A 16,927-nucleotide genomic window follows, 5' to 3' on the forward strand; every position below is an offset into this window, starting at 1 on the left:
CGACCCCGCGACCACGCCCCGCACCGTCACCCCCGCACCGGGCAGCGCGCCCACCAGCGTGTGATACATCCGGTCCAGACCGCCCGCGCGCTCGGGGAACCAGTGCATTCCAATTTGCAGCGACTTGATGGTTTGCGTGCTCATGTCCACGATCCTGATCGAAATGGTTGATGGATAACAATGTCCGTAGAACCGCTCATACGGGCCATGCCTGTGATTGATTCGTAAGGCTAGGCACCACAGAAGGAACCGCACTGACCGTCGCGTTCTTCGTAAGCGCCGCCGCTTTAGCTGCCCCGCCGTCCGCCTGTGCCTCACCGGACGCCGCCGCGGCGCCCGCCTGATTCGCAAAACCTCGATACAGATCCAGATACCGCCGAGCCATGCGCGCCCAGCCGAACTGATCCGCCAGCAACCTCGCCGCTTCGCCCATTTCACGACGCAGTTCAGGAGCATCGGCGAGCGTTGTAATCGCACCGGCGAGTGCGGTGGCGTCGTCGGGATCGTCGAGCACGATGCCGCAGTCCGCGCCGATAATCTCCGCCCCGCCCGCCGTCTTGGCGGTAATGACGGGCAGCCCAGCCGCGAGCGCTTCGAGCAGCGAGAGGCTCATCGCTTCATAACGCGACGGGAAGACGAAGGCGTCGACCGAATGCATCAGCGTAGGCATGTTCTTCACCAGCCCGAGGAAATGCACGCGATGCGCGATACCCAGCGCCTTGGCTTCATCTGGGTAAGGACTGCCCGGGATATAACCCGCCACGACCAGTTGCACATTCGCGGGAAGCTGCACCAGCGCTTTCAGCACAGTGTCGAGATTCTTGCGCGGCGTGCGCAGGTCGCCGACGAACAGCAGCAAGCACGCATCGTCCTGCAGTCCGAACGACTTCCGGTCGGCACCCTGCATCCGGGCCGCTCTGAATGCGCGCGTATCCACGCCGTTATAAACCACTTCGATACGCTCGCCGGCCACGCCGTTCGCGCGAATCTCGATGGCAACTTTCTCGGACACGGCAGCAATGATCTTCGAGCGCTGGTACGCCCAGTGTTCGAGTCGTGCATTCACGCGGCTGTACAACACCTGGTAGGCGGACCACAAACCGCCGGTGAGCTTGAACGGGTAGTACGGACTGCGCAACCAGCCGCCATGCACGAAGTGCGCCGTATTCACGTCAGCTTTAGCCCACGTTATAAACCCGTTCACATGCAGGACGTCGTATTCCTTCTTGTGCGACCTGAGCCACAACGCGGTCTTCAGCGCGAATATCTGCTGCTTGAAAAGCTTGGTCGGCCAGAAGCGCCCGACCTTGGTCTCGACCCATTGCAGGCGCGCTTCGGACGCCAGTTCCGGCGCGACATGCGACGCCAGCAGCGTGACCTGATGGCCCTCCGCCAATGCGGCGCGCGCGATCTCGTAGTTCACGCGGCCTTGCCCGTCGTTGTGACGCACGACATGAGTGACGATGGCGATTCTCATCGGAGTGCCTTTTCAGGGAGGGAGTGTGCGGAGTGTACGAAGAGCGCTTGCGCGCGGCGACGCTCGATCCGCATGTGATGGCGGGCAGCGAGGACCGAGCCGAGGCCCATGTAGAGGATCATTCCACCGATGGACGTGAACGTATTCGTGAACACCAGCATGCCGACGATCGCAAACGCAACGCTCAGGGAGGCTTGGGCGTATTTATCATCGCGCAGCGAGAACGAAGCGCGAAACGCACGCATGATCAGCAAACCCAGTCCTGCCAGATACATCAGCGAACCCGGCCAGCCGAGGACGAACGGCACGTTCATCACGCCGCTGTCGAAACTGCCGTATTTGCCGAGATCGCCGTTGGAGCTCGAGAGTTTCGTCGATGAACCGGTCGCGCCAAAACCTTCACCGGAGACGTCGGTGAAGGCCGTCTTCGCGAACGACGCGTAGAACTCGTTGCGCGCGGCGTAGCTGTTGTCATCGCTGAGATTGGTGATCGATTGCAGGCGTGTTGCCATCTTGTCGGCAATCGGCCCGAAGGTGAGCAGCGGCACGGAAAGTCCCGCCAGCACCACCGCACCGACCAGAATCCGCACCCGCACCTTGTTGCTCGCCTTCAGCAGTTGCAGGACCATCGCGATGACCCAACCGCCCCAGGTGGAGCGCACCATGCACAGGCCGAATGAGATGAATCCGAGCCCGCCCGCCACCCAGCGAATGCTTTGCGTGCCGGCCATGGTGAAGGTGAGCGCGGCCATCATGGCGAGCGCGAACGGGCCGGATGAATTCATCGTGCTGAACACACGTACGCCGAGCCGGACCGGATCGCCTTGCGATGCCATTTGCGAGCCGATCATCCACATGGAGTCCCAGCCCGGCATCAGGAAGAACTGCACGAGGCCGTAGCCGCCCATGAACAGCATGCCCCAGATGAACGTGTCGAGGATCGCCTGGCGGTACTTCGGATAGTCGCGGGCATGGACCATGATGTGAAAGCCGATCAGCACCGGATACAGCCACGCAGCGAGGTCGTAGGTGGCCGCCATCGGGCCGTTGGACATCACGCCTATCAGGTACGCATACGCGAGGCCCAGGAGGATCAGCAGGACCGGCAAGCCACGCCGCTCAGCCAGCACACGATAATGCCGAACCACTGTAATGGCGCAGATCATCGTCACAACCACCGGAGCGATCTGGATCAGGCTGGTAGGCGTGAAACCGCCCTTTGCGAAGTCAGCGAGCCGGCGCACTTCGGGACTGAGGAACCACTGCCACCAGACGAAGCCGATATAACGCGCGGGGCTCTTGAAATACAGCCATAGACCGACGCCCGTCGCCATGGCCGGAAACCCGTACGTCAGCGCCGTGCCCTGATGCGCGAGGATGAGCAGCAGCGTGAACATCCAGAACCCGGTCTGCGGCACCCAATGCTTGGGGTCGTCGCGGAACAGGCCAAGAAAGCCCGCGCGCAAGGGTTTGCCGCCGTTCTCGATCAGATCGGCCAGATACTTGGGCGTGCGCGAGGCGGCCGGTGTGCTCATGGATCAGTTCGTCCGGCGTTGAGGAGTGACTTGGCCGAGCTCGGCATGCAGCGTTGTTTCTGACGAACGCAGGGGCGTGTCCGTGCGTGGCGTCCTCATGAAATCCTGCGTGATGCGCACATGCTGAAGCGCGAACTGGCGGGTCGTGTAATCGCGCGTGGCGAAGTGACGGCTTGCGGCCTGGGCGCGTTGCAGTGCGAGTGCGGGATCGGCGACGATTGAAGCGAGCGTGCGCTGCAACGCGGGCACGTCGTGCGGCGGCACATAAAACACGTGCTCAGGGCCGAAGTAATCGCGCAACGAACCGACATCGGAGACGATCACCGGCTTGCCAAGCGCCACCGCTTCGAGCACGACCGTTATGCCCGAGACATGCGAGTTCGGTCGCAACGGCACCACGATCACGTCGGCCCAGTCGTAGAGTTCGCGCGCTGCTTTCAGGCCGAAAGCCGGCGCGATCTTTACGTTGCTTGCATGCAGTGCTTTCGATACCCGTCGACGCGTCGCGATGCGCACTTCATACGCCGGGTTCTGCCGGAACGCCTGGGCGAGCGACACCCAGTCGCGATCGCGATCGTTACCGATGGCTGCAATTCTCACCGGCGTATGCGGCTGCCAGGACGTGGGCTCCTGCAGTGGAAAGTCATGCGGGTTGATACCGTAGAAAACCTGCTCCACCTCGCGCTTGAAATACCCGCGCGCCATTTGTGCGTTTTCGCTCGCGTGCGTGGTGAGGACATCGGCGCGGGCGAGCAGCTTCTTGTACACCCACTTCCTGAGCGCGCCGAAACCCGCCCACTTGTCGACCAGCCACACGCTCTGCGCGAGCAACATCGGATTGCCGCGAGCGCGGCCTTTCAAAAGCAGCAACAACGCCGCCGATAAGTGTTCGTGCTCCGTATGCGTCCACACGACATCCGAGTCGAGAATCTCCTCGCGATTGCGCCACGTATGAATGAAGTCGAAGCCGAGCACCGCCTTCAGGCCACGCCGCGCGAGGCGCACGAATTTGTTCTCCGGCTCGTCGCGCGAATACGTCAGCGTCAGCTCCGGCGACTCCGCATGGTGATAACCGTACAGGCAGCCGATGTTCTCGCCCGCGCGATAAAACCGCGGGTCTGCGCCGTAAAACAGATGCACGTGAACTTTGGTCGCTTGCATACGGGAAGCCTCCACGTCGCCGTGATGTTGTGAGTTCCGCACCCGCGTCACGCGGCTCATGCGGCTTTCGCGCCGTCGGTGCGCCCGCGCATGGCAAGCGCGTAGGCAGCGGGCTCATGCTGTGCGTCGCGACGGGCGTCGTGTGCGCCTCGACGCATCGCGCGATAACGCGTCCAGCAGGCTATGTTGCGGGTGCGGGCGAGTGCGAGCAGCGTATGCGCGAGGCCGGGCATCGCACGGGTGCCGATGGCGGCGTACCAGTACCACGCCACATGTCGTGCGACCGGGCTGAGGTGCTCGCGCAGCACCAGATGCAGGTTGTAAGCGGTGTCCGAGAGCGCACCCAGGGTTTGCGCATCGCGACCGTTGTCGTCGAAACGTTCGGCGGGGAAATGATCGACCGCAACGCGCGGATCGTAGACCATCTTCCAGCCCGTGCGCCGTACGCTCAGGCTGAACGAGAGGTCGTTGCAGGGTTGCGCGCCCTTGCCGCGAAGGCGTGTATCGAAGCGCAATCCGCCTACCGCCGAGCGTCGATAAATCATGTTAGCGCCCTTTAGCAACGAGACCGGTCGCGGCGCACCCACGCCGAGATGATGGTTGCCGCAGATCTTGCCCGTGCGGCGGATGATGCCCACTTCCGAACGCTCGCCATCGAGCAGCGCACCGCGTTCGAACACCCAGTCGCGGCCACCGAGCGCACCGAGTTCAGGATCGCGGCTGAAGGCTTCATCGATACGCGCCAGCCAGTCGGCACGCGGCGCGGCATCGTCGTCGGTGATCGCGACAATGTCGCTGCGCGCTGCATCCAGCCCGCGGTTGAGCGCGGCGACCTGGCCGCCCAGGCCTGTCTCGATCACGCGCAGCTCGAACGGATTGTTCTCGGCGAGTTCCGTTTCAAGCGCGCGATGCGTCGCCTCGTCCTCAGGACGCGCCACCACCAGCACTTCATCTGCAGGACGCGCCTGCGCGCGCAACGCCGCCAAACAGCGCTTCAAGTCAGCGGGACGGCGATACGTCGGCACCATCACGGAGATGGTCAGGGTCGATGTCGATGTCGATGTCATGCGGCGCTCCCCTCGCGTTCAAACGTTCAAGTAGTCTTCGACCGCTGCATAGTGTCCGCGGTTGTAGCCACGCGAACGTTGCGGCATGCCGTTCATGATCGCGCCGTGCAGCGGAATGCCCGCCGTGCGCAGGCGCCGGATGGCATCGGAGATCTCCATTTCGTTGTGCGCGCCCGAGCGCATCACGAGGAAGTTGGTACCCGAGAGCTTGCCGATAATCGATGCATCCGTGACGGCGAGCACCGGCGGTGTATCGATGAACACTACGTCGTACACGCGCCCCAGCCCGTCGAGATATTGCTGCAGCCGCGGCGACATCAGCAGCTCCGACGGATTCTCCGGACGCTTGCCCGTCGGCATGAAACTCAGGAACGGCGTGCGTGTGGTGCGAATAGCCTGCTCCAGTCCAATCGTGCCGGCGAGCAATTCCGCGAGGCCATTCGTGCGCTCGATACCGAAGGAACGTTCCAGCTTGCCGCGGCGCATGTCGGCGTCGATCAGCAGCACCTTCTTACCCGACGCCGCAAGCAGCACGGCAAGATTCACCGCGAGAAAACTCTTGCCAACGCCCGATGCCGGCCCCGTCAGCATCACCGTGTGATTGCGCGCTTCCATCAGCGTGAACTGCAGCGAGGTGCGCAGGCTGCGCATGATTTCGACGCAGACATCGTTCGGACGCATGGTCGCGAGAATGGGCGAAACCCGATCGCGGTCGCGCTCCGTGCGCTTCGCTTCCGCGTCGAGCTTCACCTGCTCCACGCTCATCGGTACAAGGCCGATCAGCGGCAAACCGGCCAGACGCTCGACCTTGTCCGGGTCCACGATGCCCTTGAACATTGCGCGGCGCAGGAACACCAGGCCCGTTCCGAGGATCAGGCCGAGGATCACGGCCGCCGACATGATGAGGACCTTCTTCGGTTTGATCGGCGCGCCCGGGCGCAGCGCGGCATCGACTATATGCACGTTGCCGCCCGTTCCCGCCTTCTGCACCGACAATTCCTGCACGCGGTTCAGCAGCAGCACGTAGATGTCTTCGGCCACCTTCGCATCGCGTTGCAGCGACACGGCTTTTACTTCGGATGCCGGAAGATTCTTGAAGCGCTCGCTAAAGCGCGCACGTTCCGCTTCGAGTTGGCTAAGCTGCTGCTGCGCGACGATGAGCGCCGGATGGCTGCTTTCGAAGCGCTGGTTCAACGTGGCGATCTGCAGCTTCAATGCGGAGATCTGCGCTTCGTAGGTGATGCTGCCTTCGAGGTAGACCTTCGCTTCATCGCTTGCGTTGATCGAACCGGACTTGCTCTGGTATTCCGTCAGCGCGGCTTCAGCATGTTCGAGATCGCCCTTCAGTCGCGGCTGTTCGCTCTTCAGGAACGCGAGCATTTTTTCCGCGTCAGCCTGCTTGCTTTCAATGTGCTGAAGCAGATACGAATCGGCCAGCGCATTGGCAATTTCAGCCGCACGCGCCGGGTCGCGGTTCTCGAGCGAGATTTGAATCACGCCCGTCGACTTGCCCTGTTCGACCACCGTAATGCCCGACTGAAATGCGGCGATGGCATCGAGGTCATTGGCGCGCATCACCTCGAAACGCGTACCGGGACGTGCCACCAGTTTCGTTACGTTGATGGATACGCCATTGCCCTTCGCCATCTCGCCCACGCGGCCTTCGAGCAACGGCACGCCTTCAGGGGTTGCGAGCGAATAGCGGTCGTTACCAAGCGCGGTCATGGTCATCTTCACGCCTTCCAGCGGCTGGACCACTTCGACCGAATCGACCACGGCCTCTTCGCCGCCCCACGCATACGACGTCATGCCGAACCACGGCTTCGCCGGTTTGCCCGGCGTGGCGAGCCGCGCAGCGAGGCTGCCGAGCAGCGGTATGGTCATCGGGCTCACCGAGAAGTTGAGCTTGCATTGCGTGATGACCGGCGCGACCACACCGCGGCTCTTGATGATCTCGATCTCGGCGTCCGTCGGCAGCGCGCCCGACGAATTGCCGATAGCGGCGCCCGTCTGCGTCTGCGTGAGCGCCTGGGACGTGTTGTCGGACTGCTCCACGCGCACGTGCGCATCGGCCGAATAAACCGGCTTCGCGACGTAACAGTACGCGGCCGCGGCAAGAATGATGAAGGCCGCGGTCCCGATCAGCCACCAGATGTCGTCGAGGATCACCTGCAGCAATTGCCCGAGGACGACGTCCTCTTCTTCGGTCTTGCCCTGATAGGAATGTGGCGTGCTCACGATTCAATCCCGGTTGGTTCGATGCATTCAACGCTGTAGAAAGCGCTCATCGCGTCAGTTGCTTCAAGTAGAAGATCGTCGTCAAGGTCGGCAGAACCTGATTGACCAGACGGTTGAACTGCACCGCGCCGGCCGTGCCCACGTACACCACGTCGAGCGGGCGAAGCTGGAACTGTGTGGACAGCAGCAGCGAATCCGGCTGCGTCAGGTCAAGCCTGTAGATGTCCGGCGAGGTCGGCTTCTCGCGCGCGCCGCGCACCACGTAGATCTGCCGCGCGTTTGCATCCGTGTCCAGGATGCCGCCGGCTTGCGTCAGTGCGTCGGCGATAGTCAGACGGCCCTTGTTGATGGAGACAGGCACCGGCGTCTTGACTTCGCCCATCACGAACACGCGGCTGTCGGTGCGGTCCGGCACGTTGACAATGTCGCCCGATTGCAGCATCACGTTTTGCGAAATCTCGCCGCGGTCGAGCACGCCGTCGGCATCGAGCTCGTATAGTTTGCCGTTGCGCGTGAGGCGCACGCGCTGCAGATCGGCGTCGGCGTTCGTACCGCCCGAGCGCGTGATCGCGTCGACCAGCGTGAGCGGCACGTCGCTCATCGCGAGCGGTCCAGGTGACTTCACTTCGCCCGTCACCGAGACCTTCTGGCTGCGATAAGCAAGCACGCGTACGTCGACTTGCGGTTTCTTCAGGTACGGCGACAAGCCCGCTGCGAGCTGATCGCGAATCTCGCCCGCGGTCTTGCCCGCCACGCGGAACTTGCCAACGAACGGAAAATAGATCGTGCCATCCGGCGAGACGGTCTGGCCGAACGGATCGGCCTGTCCGGGCAACGCGGTGGTATACGGCTGCGCGAGCGCACCGGCGACCGTTTGCGTGGTGTTGCCGCCCGCCGACAAGGTCTGCCCCTGCTGCGTGGTGAGCTCCGGGTGATCCCAGATCGTGATGCCGAGAACGTCCTGGGGCGCTACGCGATACACGTATTGCGCCGGGTCCGCGAAACGTGCGGGCGGCAGCAGCGGTGCCGGACCCGGCCGGTTTTGCTGCATGATCACGTCGGCCGTGATCAGGTGCACCGGATAGGTCGCGGTCGGCGTGGGATCGGTGTCGTTCAGGCGCGACGTGTTCAGGTTATAACCCGGCAAGGCGCCGCAAGCCGACAGAAAAGTCGTCAGCGAAAAGACCACGGAAACAGATAAGACTACAGACCGGTTCACCATATTTTATTCAGCCATCCCTGGACCAGACGTTCGATTAGCCCGAAGCTCTCGCGATAGGCAGTTTCGTGGCCGCCGTATGGATCGGCCACTTCAGAGTCTTCCCACTTGCCGAGCAGATGTACCTTGCCGCGTGTGTGCGGGGCCATCTTTTCAATCGCGGCAATCTGCTTTCTTTCGGGCACGAGAATCAACTCGGCGGCGCGCGCCATGGACTCGTCGAGCCGGCGTGCAGAATGTCCCGATGGATCGACGTCGCGCTCCGCCAGCAGGCGGTACATCGTCGGATCGATGTTGCGGCCGTCCTGAGCAAAGAGTCCGGCAGAGCGAAATTCGATCGGGCGTCTTGGCTGTTTTCCCGCTAACTTGCCGGCGTAGGCGCGGAACAGCATTTCCGCAGCAGGGCTTCGGCAGACGTTCGCATGGCAGACAATCAAGACACTTTGAAACATGGGTTGTATCCGTTAAAGCGGCGCAGTGCGCGGCATCGGGTCCTTCAGCCGAGCCACGCTTGCAGCGCCTGAGTGTGTCGATGTTGTTTTTGTTTGAGCCAGGTCAGGCCGTGACGGAAGCCTTCACTGCCTGCCGGACGCCGCGTCCGATCGCGTGATACTCCACGCCGATCTCGTTCATGGTTTCCGGCTCGTAGAGATTGCGACCGTCAAAGATCAACGGGGTCTTCAGACGGCGTTTCATACCGTCGAAGTCCGGGCTCTTGAACACCTTCCACTCCGTCACAATGATCAGCGCGTCGGCGTTATCGAGTACTTCGGTGTGATCGTTCGCGTAGGTGAGACGCGAGAGTTGCTCGGGGGTGTCGCGCAGATCCAGTGCGATCACGCGGCGCGCTTCGTCTGTTGCGACCGGATCGTAGGCGCTGATCGATGCACCGCGTTCCAGCAACGCCGCGATCAACACGCGGCTCGGGGCGTCGCGCATGTCGTCGGTATTGGGCTTGAATGCAAGACCCCACAACGCAAACTTCTTGCCGCGCAGATCGTCGCCAAGACGCGCCACGATCTTGTTGGCGAGGGTTTGTTTCTGCGCCTCGTTCACCGACGTCACGGCCTTCAGGATTTCCATCTGCTCGTCGTACTCGCCCGCCGTCTGGATCAGCGAACGCACGTCCTTCGGAAAACACGAGCCGCCGTAACCGCAGCCGGCATACAGGAAGTCGTAGCCAATCCGCGGATCCGAGCCGATCCCGCGACGCACCGCTTCAATATCCGCACCCACGCGATCCGCAAAATTTGCGAGTTCGTTCATGAACGAGATACGCGTGGCGAGCATGGCGTTAGCCGCGTACTTGGTGAATTCAGCGGAGCGCACATCCATGTAAAGCGTGCGTTCGTGATTGCGGTTAAACGGCGAGTACAGGCGCTTCATGCGCTCACGTGCGCGTTCACCGGGGACGTCGTCGTCGCAACCCAGCACGATGCGATCGGGCCGCGTGAAGTCGTCAATAGCCGCGCCCTCTTTCAGGAACTCGGGGTTCGATACGACCGAGAACATGTGCTGCACACCGCGTGTCGCGAGCTCCTGATCGATCGCCGCCTTCACGCGACGTGCGGTGCCCACCGGCACCGTCGACTTGTCGACGATCACCTTGAAGTTGTTCATATAACGGCCGATATCGCGCGCCGCCGCGAGCACGTATTGCAGATCGGCGGAACCGTCCTCGTCCGAGGGCGTGCCTACCGCGATAAACAGCACTTCGCCGTGTTCGACCGCAGCCTTGACATCGGTGGAAAAGGTCAGGCGGCCGGCCGCGCGATTACGCGCGATCACGTCTTGCAGGCCCGGCTCGTGGATCGGCACGCCGCCGCCGTTCAGGATCGCGATCTTGCGTTCGTCGAGATCGAGGCACAGCACGTCGTTACCGATGTCGGCCAGACACGCGCCCGTCACGAGGCCTACATAGCCGCTACCGATGATGGTGAGTTTCATAGCTCGCGCTCCAGGGTTGGCAAATTTTTCAAAGCGTTCTTAGTAAGCGTTGGCACCGGCGAAACCCTTCCACAAAGTCATTGCAACGATCTTCATGTCGAGTCCGAAGGTCCAGTGCTGCATGTAATACAGATCGAGTTTCACGCGTCCCATCATCTTTTCGATACGGTCGGTCTCGCCGCGAAAACCATTCACCTGCGCCCAGCCGGTGATGCCGGGTTTGATCCGATACCGGTACATGTAGCCCTTCACGAGGTCCTTGTAGATGTCGTCATGTTCGAGCGCGTGCGGGCGCGGGCCGACCACCGACATCTCACCTCGCAGCACGTTGATGAACTGCGGCAACTCGTCCAGGCTGGTGCGGCGCAGGAAGGCGCCCACACGCGTCACGCGCTTGTCGCCCTTCTTCGCTTGCGTGACGTGACCGGCTGTCTCCTGGTGAACCTTCATTGAACGAAACTTGTAGATCTCGAACTCGTTACCGTCGATTCCCTTGCGCTTCTGTTTGAAGAACACCGGTCCCGGCGAAGACATCTTCACGGCCACCGCGAGCACGATCAGCAACGGCGCGAGGCACAGCAGCACGCCTGCTGCGAACAAGCGGTCGAACACCCGCTTCGGCAGCACCTTGAGGTCCGTGATCGGCGACGCGGCCAGGTTGATGGCCGGCACACCGAGCAGATCGACCACGGCATGGTTGAAGAACGACAGGCTGCGCACGTCCGGAATGAAACGGATGTTCACGAAGTCGTCGCGGAATTCCGTGACGAGCTTGTGGATGGTCCGTTCCTGCGAGATCGGCAAGGCCAGCCACAGTTCGCGAATCGCACGGCCACGCACCAGCAGCGTGAGGTCGGCCAGATCGCGGCTCACCGGCACGCCGGCAAGCGTGCCCTCCGGGAAGGTTTCATCGAACACGTATACCGGGCTGAAACCTGCCTCGGGACGGCTGCGCATCTGCTCGATCAGGAACTGCCCGTACGGCGCAGCGCCAACAATTGCGACGGCCTTCTGATTGAAACCTTCGCGACGGATCGACTTGAGCGTTGCATGCACGACCGCCTTCGAGAGCATCAGCAAAGCCGCTGCCGCCACGCCCCAATACAACAGCCACAACCGCGACAACAAATCCGCACGATGCACGCTGAAAGTCAGCAGCACACCCGCGCCTTCAACCATCAACCACGCCAGCGTCACGCGCCACAGCAGGTCGTACACGGGCTTGCCGCGCCACGAGCTGTAGATGCCGAACGACGGGAACGTCATGATCACCAGCACGCAGTTGAACGCCAGCAGCGTGCTTTGCATATCGTCGAGCCAGACGGCATTTCCCGCGTGTATCGACGCGGCGAGGAGCGCGCCCAGCGCGACCATGGCAATGTCGATCATTCTCGAAAGCACGCTCAACATGTAAGACACCTCGGGTGGAAAGACACGGTCGGCTCAATCCCGCTTGACTCAGTCGCTTCGCAAAACAGCGGAAGCAAAGACGGAGAAACGAGAGCGCCCGTCGCCTTGGTACATACCCGTATAAGGCTGGAATTAAATTCATGCTGCAACCGCAAAATAATGCGCGTGTTAATTCGTGTTTTTGAGCGTATTTATTTTTGTCATGAAGCGGCCCGGGAGGCCTAAGCAGCAGTTCGGAACCGCTGCATGAACGAATTTTTTTCAGAATGTTACATATCTACTGAGCCTTCTCCACAAAGGCTCTCCACCGAATTCTAAGCAATTAATTTTCGAGAAAAAATTCCTGATAAGTAAGAAAAAAATTCAGGCGCGTATTCCCGTTACGTTTAATTACGAAGTTACCTGTTTGGATATATTTAGTGATTATTTTCCGGTTTTTTGATTTATCAGCTATTTAGTACGTGCTAAAAATTGCAATATCCGATCAAGCTCAAGGAGTCCCCTCGTCATGACCGCTCTCGACACGACACTTATCAGCACACCGCTCACCCCGGCCGCCACCGAAACGAAACTCAGAATCCAGCCGGTCATCCTGGCCGGTGGCGCGGGCACACGCCTGTGGCCCATGTCGCGCGAGCATTTCCCCAAGCAGTTGATTGGTTTGATCGGTGACCAGTCGCTGCTGCAGTCCACCGCACAGCGTCTCGATGGGCTGACCTACGGCAGCGCGCGTATCGACGACGCGATCATTGTGTGTGGCGAGGATCATCGCTTCACGACCGCGGACCAGCTGCGTGCCGGCGGACGCCGCGCGCATCTCGTGCTTGAACCCGTGGCGCGCAATACGGCGCCCGCGCTGACTGTGGCCGCCATGCACGCGATGGCAGCCGGAGAAGACGCCATTCTCGTCGTGATGCCGGCAGATCACGTTGTTACGGATAGCGAAGCATTTCACAAGGCCATCGGTGCAGGCGCGAAGTGCGCGCAAGACGGCTCGATTGTCACGATGTGCATCGTGCCGACGCATGCGGAAACGGGCTACGGCTACATCAAGGTGGGCCAGCAGATGCTTAGCTCCGGCGCGTGGCAGCTCGAGAAGTTCGTGGAGAAACCCCATCTCGAACTGGCGCGCCAGTACGTCAGCTCAGGCGAATACTGGTGGAACGCGGGGATTTTCATCGTGCGTGCTTCAGTCTGGCTTAAGGCCATCGAGCACTTCCAGCCCGCCATTCATGCTGCCTGCCTTAGCGCCTGCGATGCCGGCACGCACGACGGCGAGTTCTTCCGGCTCGACAAACAGGCATTCGCCGCTTCGCCCTCGGACTCGATCGACTATGCCGTCATGGAGCAGCTTGGGAGCGATCAGAGCGTCTGCTCGGGCGCAGTCGTGCCGCTCAACGCCGGCTGGTCGGACGTGGGTTCATGGGACGCGATCTGGAAGATCCTGCCGAAGGACGGCGAAGAGAACGTCGCGCGCGGCCGCGTGATGTTCCAGGGTTCGTCATCCACTTATGCGCACTCCGAAGGCCGGCTGATCGCGTGCGTGGGCACTCATAACCTGGTAATCGTGGAAACGGCCGATGCGATTCTCGTCGCGGACAAGGAGTGCGTGCAGGACGTGAAGGCGATCGTCGGGCGCATCAAGGCGGAGCAAGGCAAGGAGGCGGCGGATCATCGCAAGGTGCATCGGCCGTGGGGCCATTACGATTCCATCGATAACGGCGAGCGCTTCCAGGTCAAGCGGATCGTGGTGAAACCGGGCGCGCGGCTGTCGCTGCAGATGCATCATCACCGCGCCGAACATTGGGTCGTGGTCCGTGGCACCGCGCTCGTCACGCGCGGCACTGAGACGTTTATTCTCGCGGAAAACGAGTCCACCTACATTCCGATCGGCGTGCAACACCGGCTTGAGAACCCGGGCAAGATGCCGCTTGAAATGATCGAGGTGCAGTCGGGTACGTATCTGGGCGAAGACGATATCGTCCGCTTCGACGACAAGTACGGCCGGCAATGAAAAAACCGTGCGGCGCGTGATTCAGACGCGCCGCACGGCGTTTCAAATCAAATCAAAGAGACACAGACGAGACCTGACCCCGTGCACTATCCAGCGTTAGCCCTGCACGTCCGCATAGCGGCGCACCTCAACGCGCTCCGGCGCTGCGGTGCGCTCATGCTGGGGATCGTTCTCGACGTGGCTGGAAGCGTGGTTCGACGTGTGGTTGGAAGCCTGGTTCGATGGAGCCACGGCTGGCGCCACACTATGAGGCGCGTCCGCGTTGGCCTGCACGGGATGGGTCATGCGCGTGGATTGCGCCGCGATCCATCTGCGCGACCATTCGAGCGCGTACGCGGCTGCTTCCTCGGCGTGTTCGTAGCGCGGACCGATCAGGCCCGAACGTTCCACCCGCCGTCCATCCTTCACGATTTCAGCCCAGCCGCGGAACATGCTGCCCGCAACCGGCCGCGCGATGGCATAGATCACGTAACCGTGGCCGTCATGCACGGGGGCGCAGTCGGGCTCAAAGGCCATTGGCGAGGGGTCGACGGAATGGGACCGCGCATAAGTGCCGGAGCTCTCGCGATGCACGGCACGCGAAGCGTTGTTGACCATGGCCGCCCGGCTCGGCGACAACGGCGTGGGCGCATTGGCGCGCGCCACGTCGTGCGCTTCGGCGAGCCGCCGCGGAACGGCGGCGAACAGCGCGTCCACCGCGTTTTCGCTGCTTCCGTCAGCACCGCCCCACGACTCGGGGTTCTGCCAGAACACACCGCGCAGGCGATCGCATTCGTACGTAGGCTGTGCCGGGCGCGGCGGCGCTTCGGCCGGCATGGACGGCACGATGGCGAAGGACCGGCCACGCGAAGCGAGCCGCGTCACCATTTCGATCAGCGTGCCGTTCATTTGCCAGTCGTTGAAACGACGGCGGCAGGTGGGCACGGTCGGATAGTGACTGGGCAGCTTCGACCAGGTTTCGCCGGTGGTCAGGATCCACAGCACGGCATTCACGATCGTGCGCGGGTGCGCACGCGGACGGCCGCGCCGGTGTTCACGGACTTCGCCTTCGGCGACCAGAGAGGCAACCATTGCCCACTCTTCATTGCTGAGTTCGTCAAAAAACATTGCGTTGCTCCATGCAGTCGGACTGCGCTGCGAATGTTGAACCAAACGTAGCAGGCGTTGTTTCTACCCACAAGACGGCTGAATCAAGAAATTCGGGGTGTTCGCAAACGTTTGCTGAAAACCACAAGTTGGTGCATGCAATCTGCATCAAATCCGCTAGCTGGTGCAGATCAGGTTCCAAAGAAGCGCACAAAACATCGTAATGCTTGAGTATGAAGATTATGTGCAGGAAGCATACCACCCTAATGGTTTGCCCGAATATGACAAAGTAGTAGATTTTCAGCGGCTTTTATGAGAAAAAATTCTTACACCTTCGGGTAATTTATTCCGATTTTGATGCTTGCCACTTGACTCAATGGGCTAAGCGTTAGTTAAGCAAATCCATAAAAATCAGCATCGATTTTTAGCGCCCGATAAGCACGTTCGATCAGTTCCATGTCCGTTGCCCGATTACTCGCCTGGATGCCTTCCAATTCAGGAAGCGGAAGTAAAACCGCCTTGCAGCGCGGATAGTCGCGCACGCGCAAATCCGGTGCGATGGTCGTGAAAACCGCCGTAGTCGGGATATCGAAGCCGGCGGCTATATGGACAGCCGCGGTATCCGGCGTCACCAGATAGGAAGCGTGTTTGATCCACGCGATGAAATCCGCGGTATCAGGCGTGTGTGGCGTGAGATCGGTGTAGCCAGGGTGATCAATAGCGCCGAAACCCGCCACGGGCCGCCTGAAGCGCTGCCACAGCGCCTCTACGAAGTCCGCGCGCACCGAGCCCGGAATGCTGCGCACGGGCGTACTGGCAGTCGGGCATAACAATACATAGTCGCCCGTTAACCCCTGAGGCCGGGGCAGCGCCAATTTCTGCAGCCAGTGATTGCGCTTATCCGCGGCGGGAATCTCGTCGGCCTTTATCCCCATTGCGCCGAGAAAAAAGTCGATCATCGGCAGCGTGGCGAACTTCGGCCAGAACAAATGATTACCAACGTCCACGCGTAATTCTTCGTGAGGAATAGCATCAAACTTTACCGGCAAATCGACGATGGAACCCAATAGTGCCGCGGCAAGCTCGTACAGGCGCTTTACATAGCCCGGCGCATGAGCCGGACGATAAATCCTGAAAGAAATATGCGGAAACCGCGTCTTGATGGCGATAAGCGCAGTAAGGCCAATGACTGAATCGCCGAGTGTCACACCCATGCCATTAATTACATGTATGCGCGACGCCGCCGCGTAATCCGCATTGAATTCAGCTAGCGCGGCATTGCAAATGCCATTTGAAAGCCCGAGCGCGCGATAGCCCGCGGCGGGGCTATCGGTCACTTCGAGATCGTAGGGCGCCACGATCTCGTCGTGCGGCGAGAGCAGGGACCCGGGATTCGTCAACGCGGAGGCATCGTCCAGCAACATCGGCAGTGATCAGTTTGTTGAACCCACGCGCAGCGGCGGGACGCTCGTCAAAGCCGGCGACATGGTCGTCTGATATTCCGGCACCCAGCGACGCAGATCGCGGCGTACTTCGTCATCGGCCAAGACGCGATGCTGCATCAGCCATGGCAGCAGTTCATCGAGGAAGTGATTCGGCACGCCCCGCGCCTGCGCGATCCGCAGTTTCGGATGCGGTGTGCGGGTGGTCGTTTCGTCGTCCGCGAGTAGTTCTTCATAGAGCTTCTCGCCCGGCCGCAAGCCCGTGAACACGATCCGGATCTGCTCCTCCGAGAACCCATACAAGCGAATCAGGTCGCGCGCCAGATCCACG

Annotated in this window: 13 protein-coding genes and 1 pseudogene; 1 reads left to right on the forward strand and 13 read right to left on the reverse strand. The window is 61.3% G+C overall.

What is annotated here, in order from left to right:
• From EOS_RS44080 to EOS_RS02375, 10 genes and pseudogenes are all read right to left on the reverse strand, one after another.
• Nucleotides 1–144: pseudogene (locus tag EOS_RS44080) on the reverse strand (glycosyltransferase family 1 protein); the annotation flags it as partial.
• Nucleotides 145–196: 52 nt separating this feature from the next.
• Nucleotides 197–1,477 carry a glycosyltransferase family 4 protein gene (locus EOS_RS02335; RefSeq protein WP_047845000.1) on the reverse strand — a complete coding sequence of 427 codons (1,281 nt, stop codon included), beginning with the start codon at nucleotides 1,475–1,477 and terminating at the stop codon, nucleotides 197–199.
• Complete coding sequence (locus EOS_RS02340) at nucleotides 1,474–3,012, reverse strand: glucose-6-phosphate isomerase (protein WP_047845001.1); 1,539 nt, start codon at nucleotides 3,010–3,012, stop codon at nucleotides 1,474–1,476. Before EOS_RS02340 ends, EOS_RS02335 begins: the two co-directional genes overlap by 4 nt.
• Nucleotides 3,013–3,015: 3 nt before the next feature.
• A complete protein-coding gene (locus EOS_RS02345; RefSeq protein ID WP_082163190.1) occupies nucleotides 3,016–4,173 on the reverse strand; it encodes a glycosyltransferase in 1,158 nt (385 codons plus the stop codon).
• Between the two features lie 56 nt (nucleotides 4,174–4,229).
• On the reverse strand, nucleotides 4,230–5,216 hold the full coding sequence (locus EOS_RS02350; RefSeq protein ID WP_047845012.1) for a glycosyltransferase family 2 protein: 987 nt from the start codon (nucleotides 5,214–5,216) through the stop codon (nucleotides 4,230–4,232).
• Nucleotides 5,217–5,258: 42 nt separating this feature from the next.
• Complete coding sequence (locus EOS_RS02355) at nucleotides 5,259–7,478, reverse strand: polysaccharide biosynthesis tyrosine autokinase (RefSeq protein ID WP_087881869.1); 2,220 nt, start codon at nucleotides 7,476–7,478, stop codon at nucleotides 5,259–5,261.
• 46 nt (nucleotides 7,479–7,524) lie between these two features.
• Nucleotides 7,525–8,700, reverse strand: a complete 1,176-nt coding sequence (locus EOS_RS02360; protein ID WP_047845003.1) for a polysaccharide biosynthesis/export family protein — start codon at nucleotides 8,698–8,700, stop codon at nucleotides 7,525–7,527.
• Nucleotides 8,694–9,149, reverse strand: a complete 456-nt coding sequence (locus EOS_RS02365) for a low molecular weight protein-tyrosine-phosphatase (protein ID WP_047845004.1) — start codon at nucleotides 9,147–9,149, stop codon at nucleotides 8,694–8,696. The genes EOS_RS02360 and EOS_RS02365 overlap by 7 nt, the downstream gene beginning before the upstream one ends.
• Before the next feature lie 103 nt (nucleotides 9,150–9,252).
• Nucleotides 9,253–10,644, reverse strand: a complete 1,392-nt coding sequence (locus tag EOS_RS02370; protein ID WP_047845005.1) for a UDP-glucose dehydrogenase family protein — start codon at nucleotides 10,642–10,644, stop codon at nucleotides 9,253–9,255.
• Between the two features lie 39 nt (nucleotides 10,645–10,683).
• Nucleotides 10,684–12,054 carry an undecaprenyl-phosphate glucose phosphotransferase gene (locus EOS_RS02375; RefSeq protein WP_047845006.1) on the reverse strand — a complete coding sequence of 457 codons (1,371 nt, stop codon included), beginning with the start codon at nucleotides 12,052–12,054 and terminating at the stop codon, nucleotides 10,684–10,686.
• A 508-nt stretch (nucleotides 12,055–12,562) separates the two neighbouring features.
• On the opposite strand from EOS_RS02375, the gene EOS_RS02380 reads away from it, so the two are divergent.
• A complete protein-coding gene (locus EOS_RS02380; RefSeq protein WP_047845007.1) occupies nucleotides 12,563–14,068 on the forward strand; it encodes a mannose-1-phosphate guanylyltransferase/mannose-6-phosphate isomerase in 1,506 nt (501 codons plus the stop codon).
• A gap of 96 nt (nucleotides 14,069–14,164) precedes the next feature.
• Here the strand turns inward: EOS_RS02380 and EOS_RS02385 are convergent, their stop codons facing one another.
• From EOS_RS02385 to EOS_RS02395, 3 genes are all read right to left on the reverse strand, one after another.
• A complete protein-coding gene (locus tag EOS_RS02385) occupies nucleotides 14,165–15,175 on the reverse strand; it encodes a transposase (protein ID WP_047845008.1) in 1,011 nt (336 codons plus the stop codon).
• Between the two features lie 371 nt (nucleotides 15,176–15,546).
• A complete protein-coding gene (locus EOS_RS02390) occupies nucleotides 15,547–16,578 on the reverse strand; it encodes a glycosyltransferase family 9 protein (protein WP_047845009.1) in 1,032 nt (343 codons plus the stop codon).
• Nucleotides 16,579–16,587: 9 nt separating this feature from the next.
• On the reverse strand, nucleotides 16,588–16,927 hold a 340-nt coding region (locus EOS_RS02395), incomplete at its 5' end, for a polysaccharide biosynthesis protein (protein WP_160312459.1).

This window comes from Caballeronia mineralivorans PML1(12) (genome assembly GCF_001028175.1).
Lineage (GTDB): Bacteria > Pseudomonadota > Gammaproteobacteria > Burkholderiales > Burkholderiaceae > Caballeronia > Caballeronia mineralivorans.

Coding starts and splice junctions, on each gene's coding strand:
- EOS_RS02385 (WP_047845008.1), bottom strand. CDS start 15,175: ATGTTTTTTGACGAACTCAGCAATGAAGAGTGGGCAATGGTTGCCTCT.
- EOS_RS02340 (WP_047845001.1), bottom strand. CDS start 3,012: ATGAGCACACCGGCCGCCTCGCGCACGCCCAAGTATCTGGCCGATCTG.
- EOS_RS02370 (WP_047845005.1), bottom strand. CDS start 10,644: ATGAAACTCACCATCATCGGTAGCGGCTATGTAGGCCTCGTGACGGGC.
- EOS_RS02345 (WP_082163190.1), bottom strand. CDS start 4,173: ATGCAAGCGACCAAAGTTCACGTGCATCTGTTTTACGGCGCAGACCCG.
- EOS_RS02360 (WP_047845003.1), bottom strand. CDS start 8,700: ATGGTGAACCGGTCTGTAGTCTTATCTGTTTCCGTGGTCTTTTCGCTG.
- EOS_RS02390 (WP_047845009.1), bottom strand. CDS start 16,578: ATGTTGCTGGACGATGCCTCCGCGTTGACGAATCCCGGGTCCCTGCTC.
- EOS_RS02365 (WP_047845004.1), bottom strand. CDS start 9,149: ATGTTTCAAAGTGTCTTGATTGTCTGCCATGCGAACGTCTGCCGAAGC.
- EOS_RS02335 (WP_047845000.1), bottom strand. CDS start 1,477: ATGAGAATCGCCATCGTCACTCATGTCGTGCGTCACAACGACGGGCAA.
- EOS_RS02375 (WP_047845006.1), bottom strand. CDS start 12,054: ATGTTGAGCGTGCTTTCGAGAATGATCGACATTGCCATGGTCGCGCTG.
- EOS_RS02380 (WP_047845007.1), top strand. CDS start 12,563: ATGACCGCTCTCGACACGACACTTATCAGCACACCGCTCACCCCGGCC.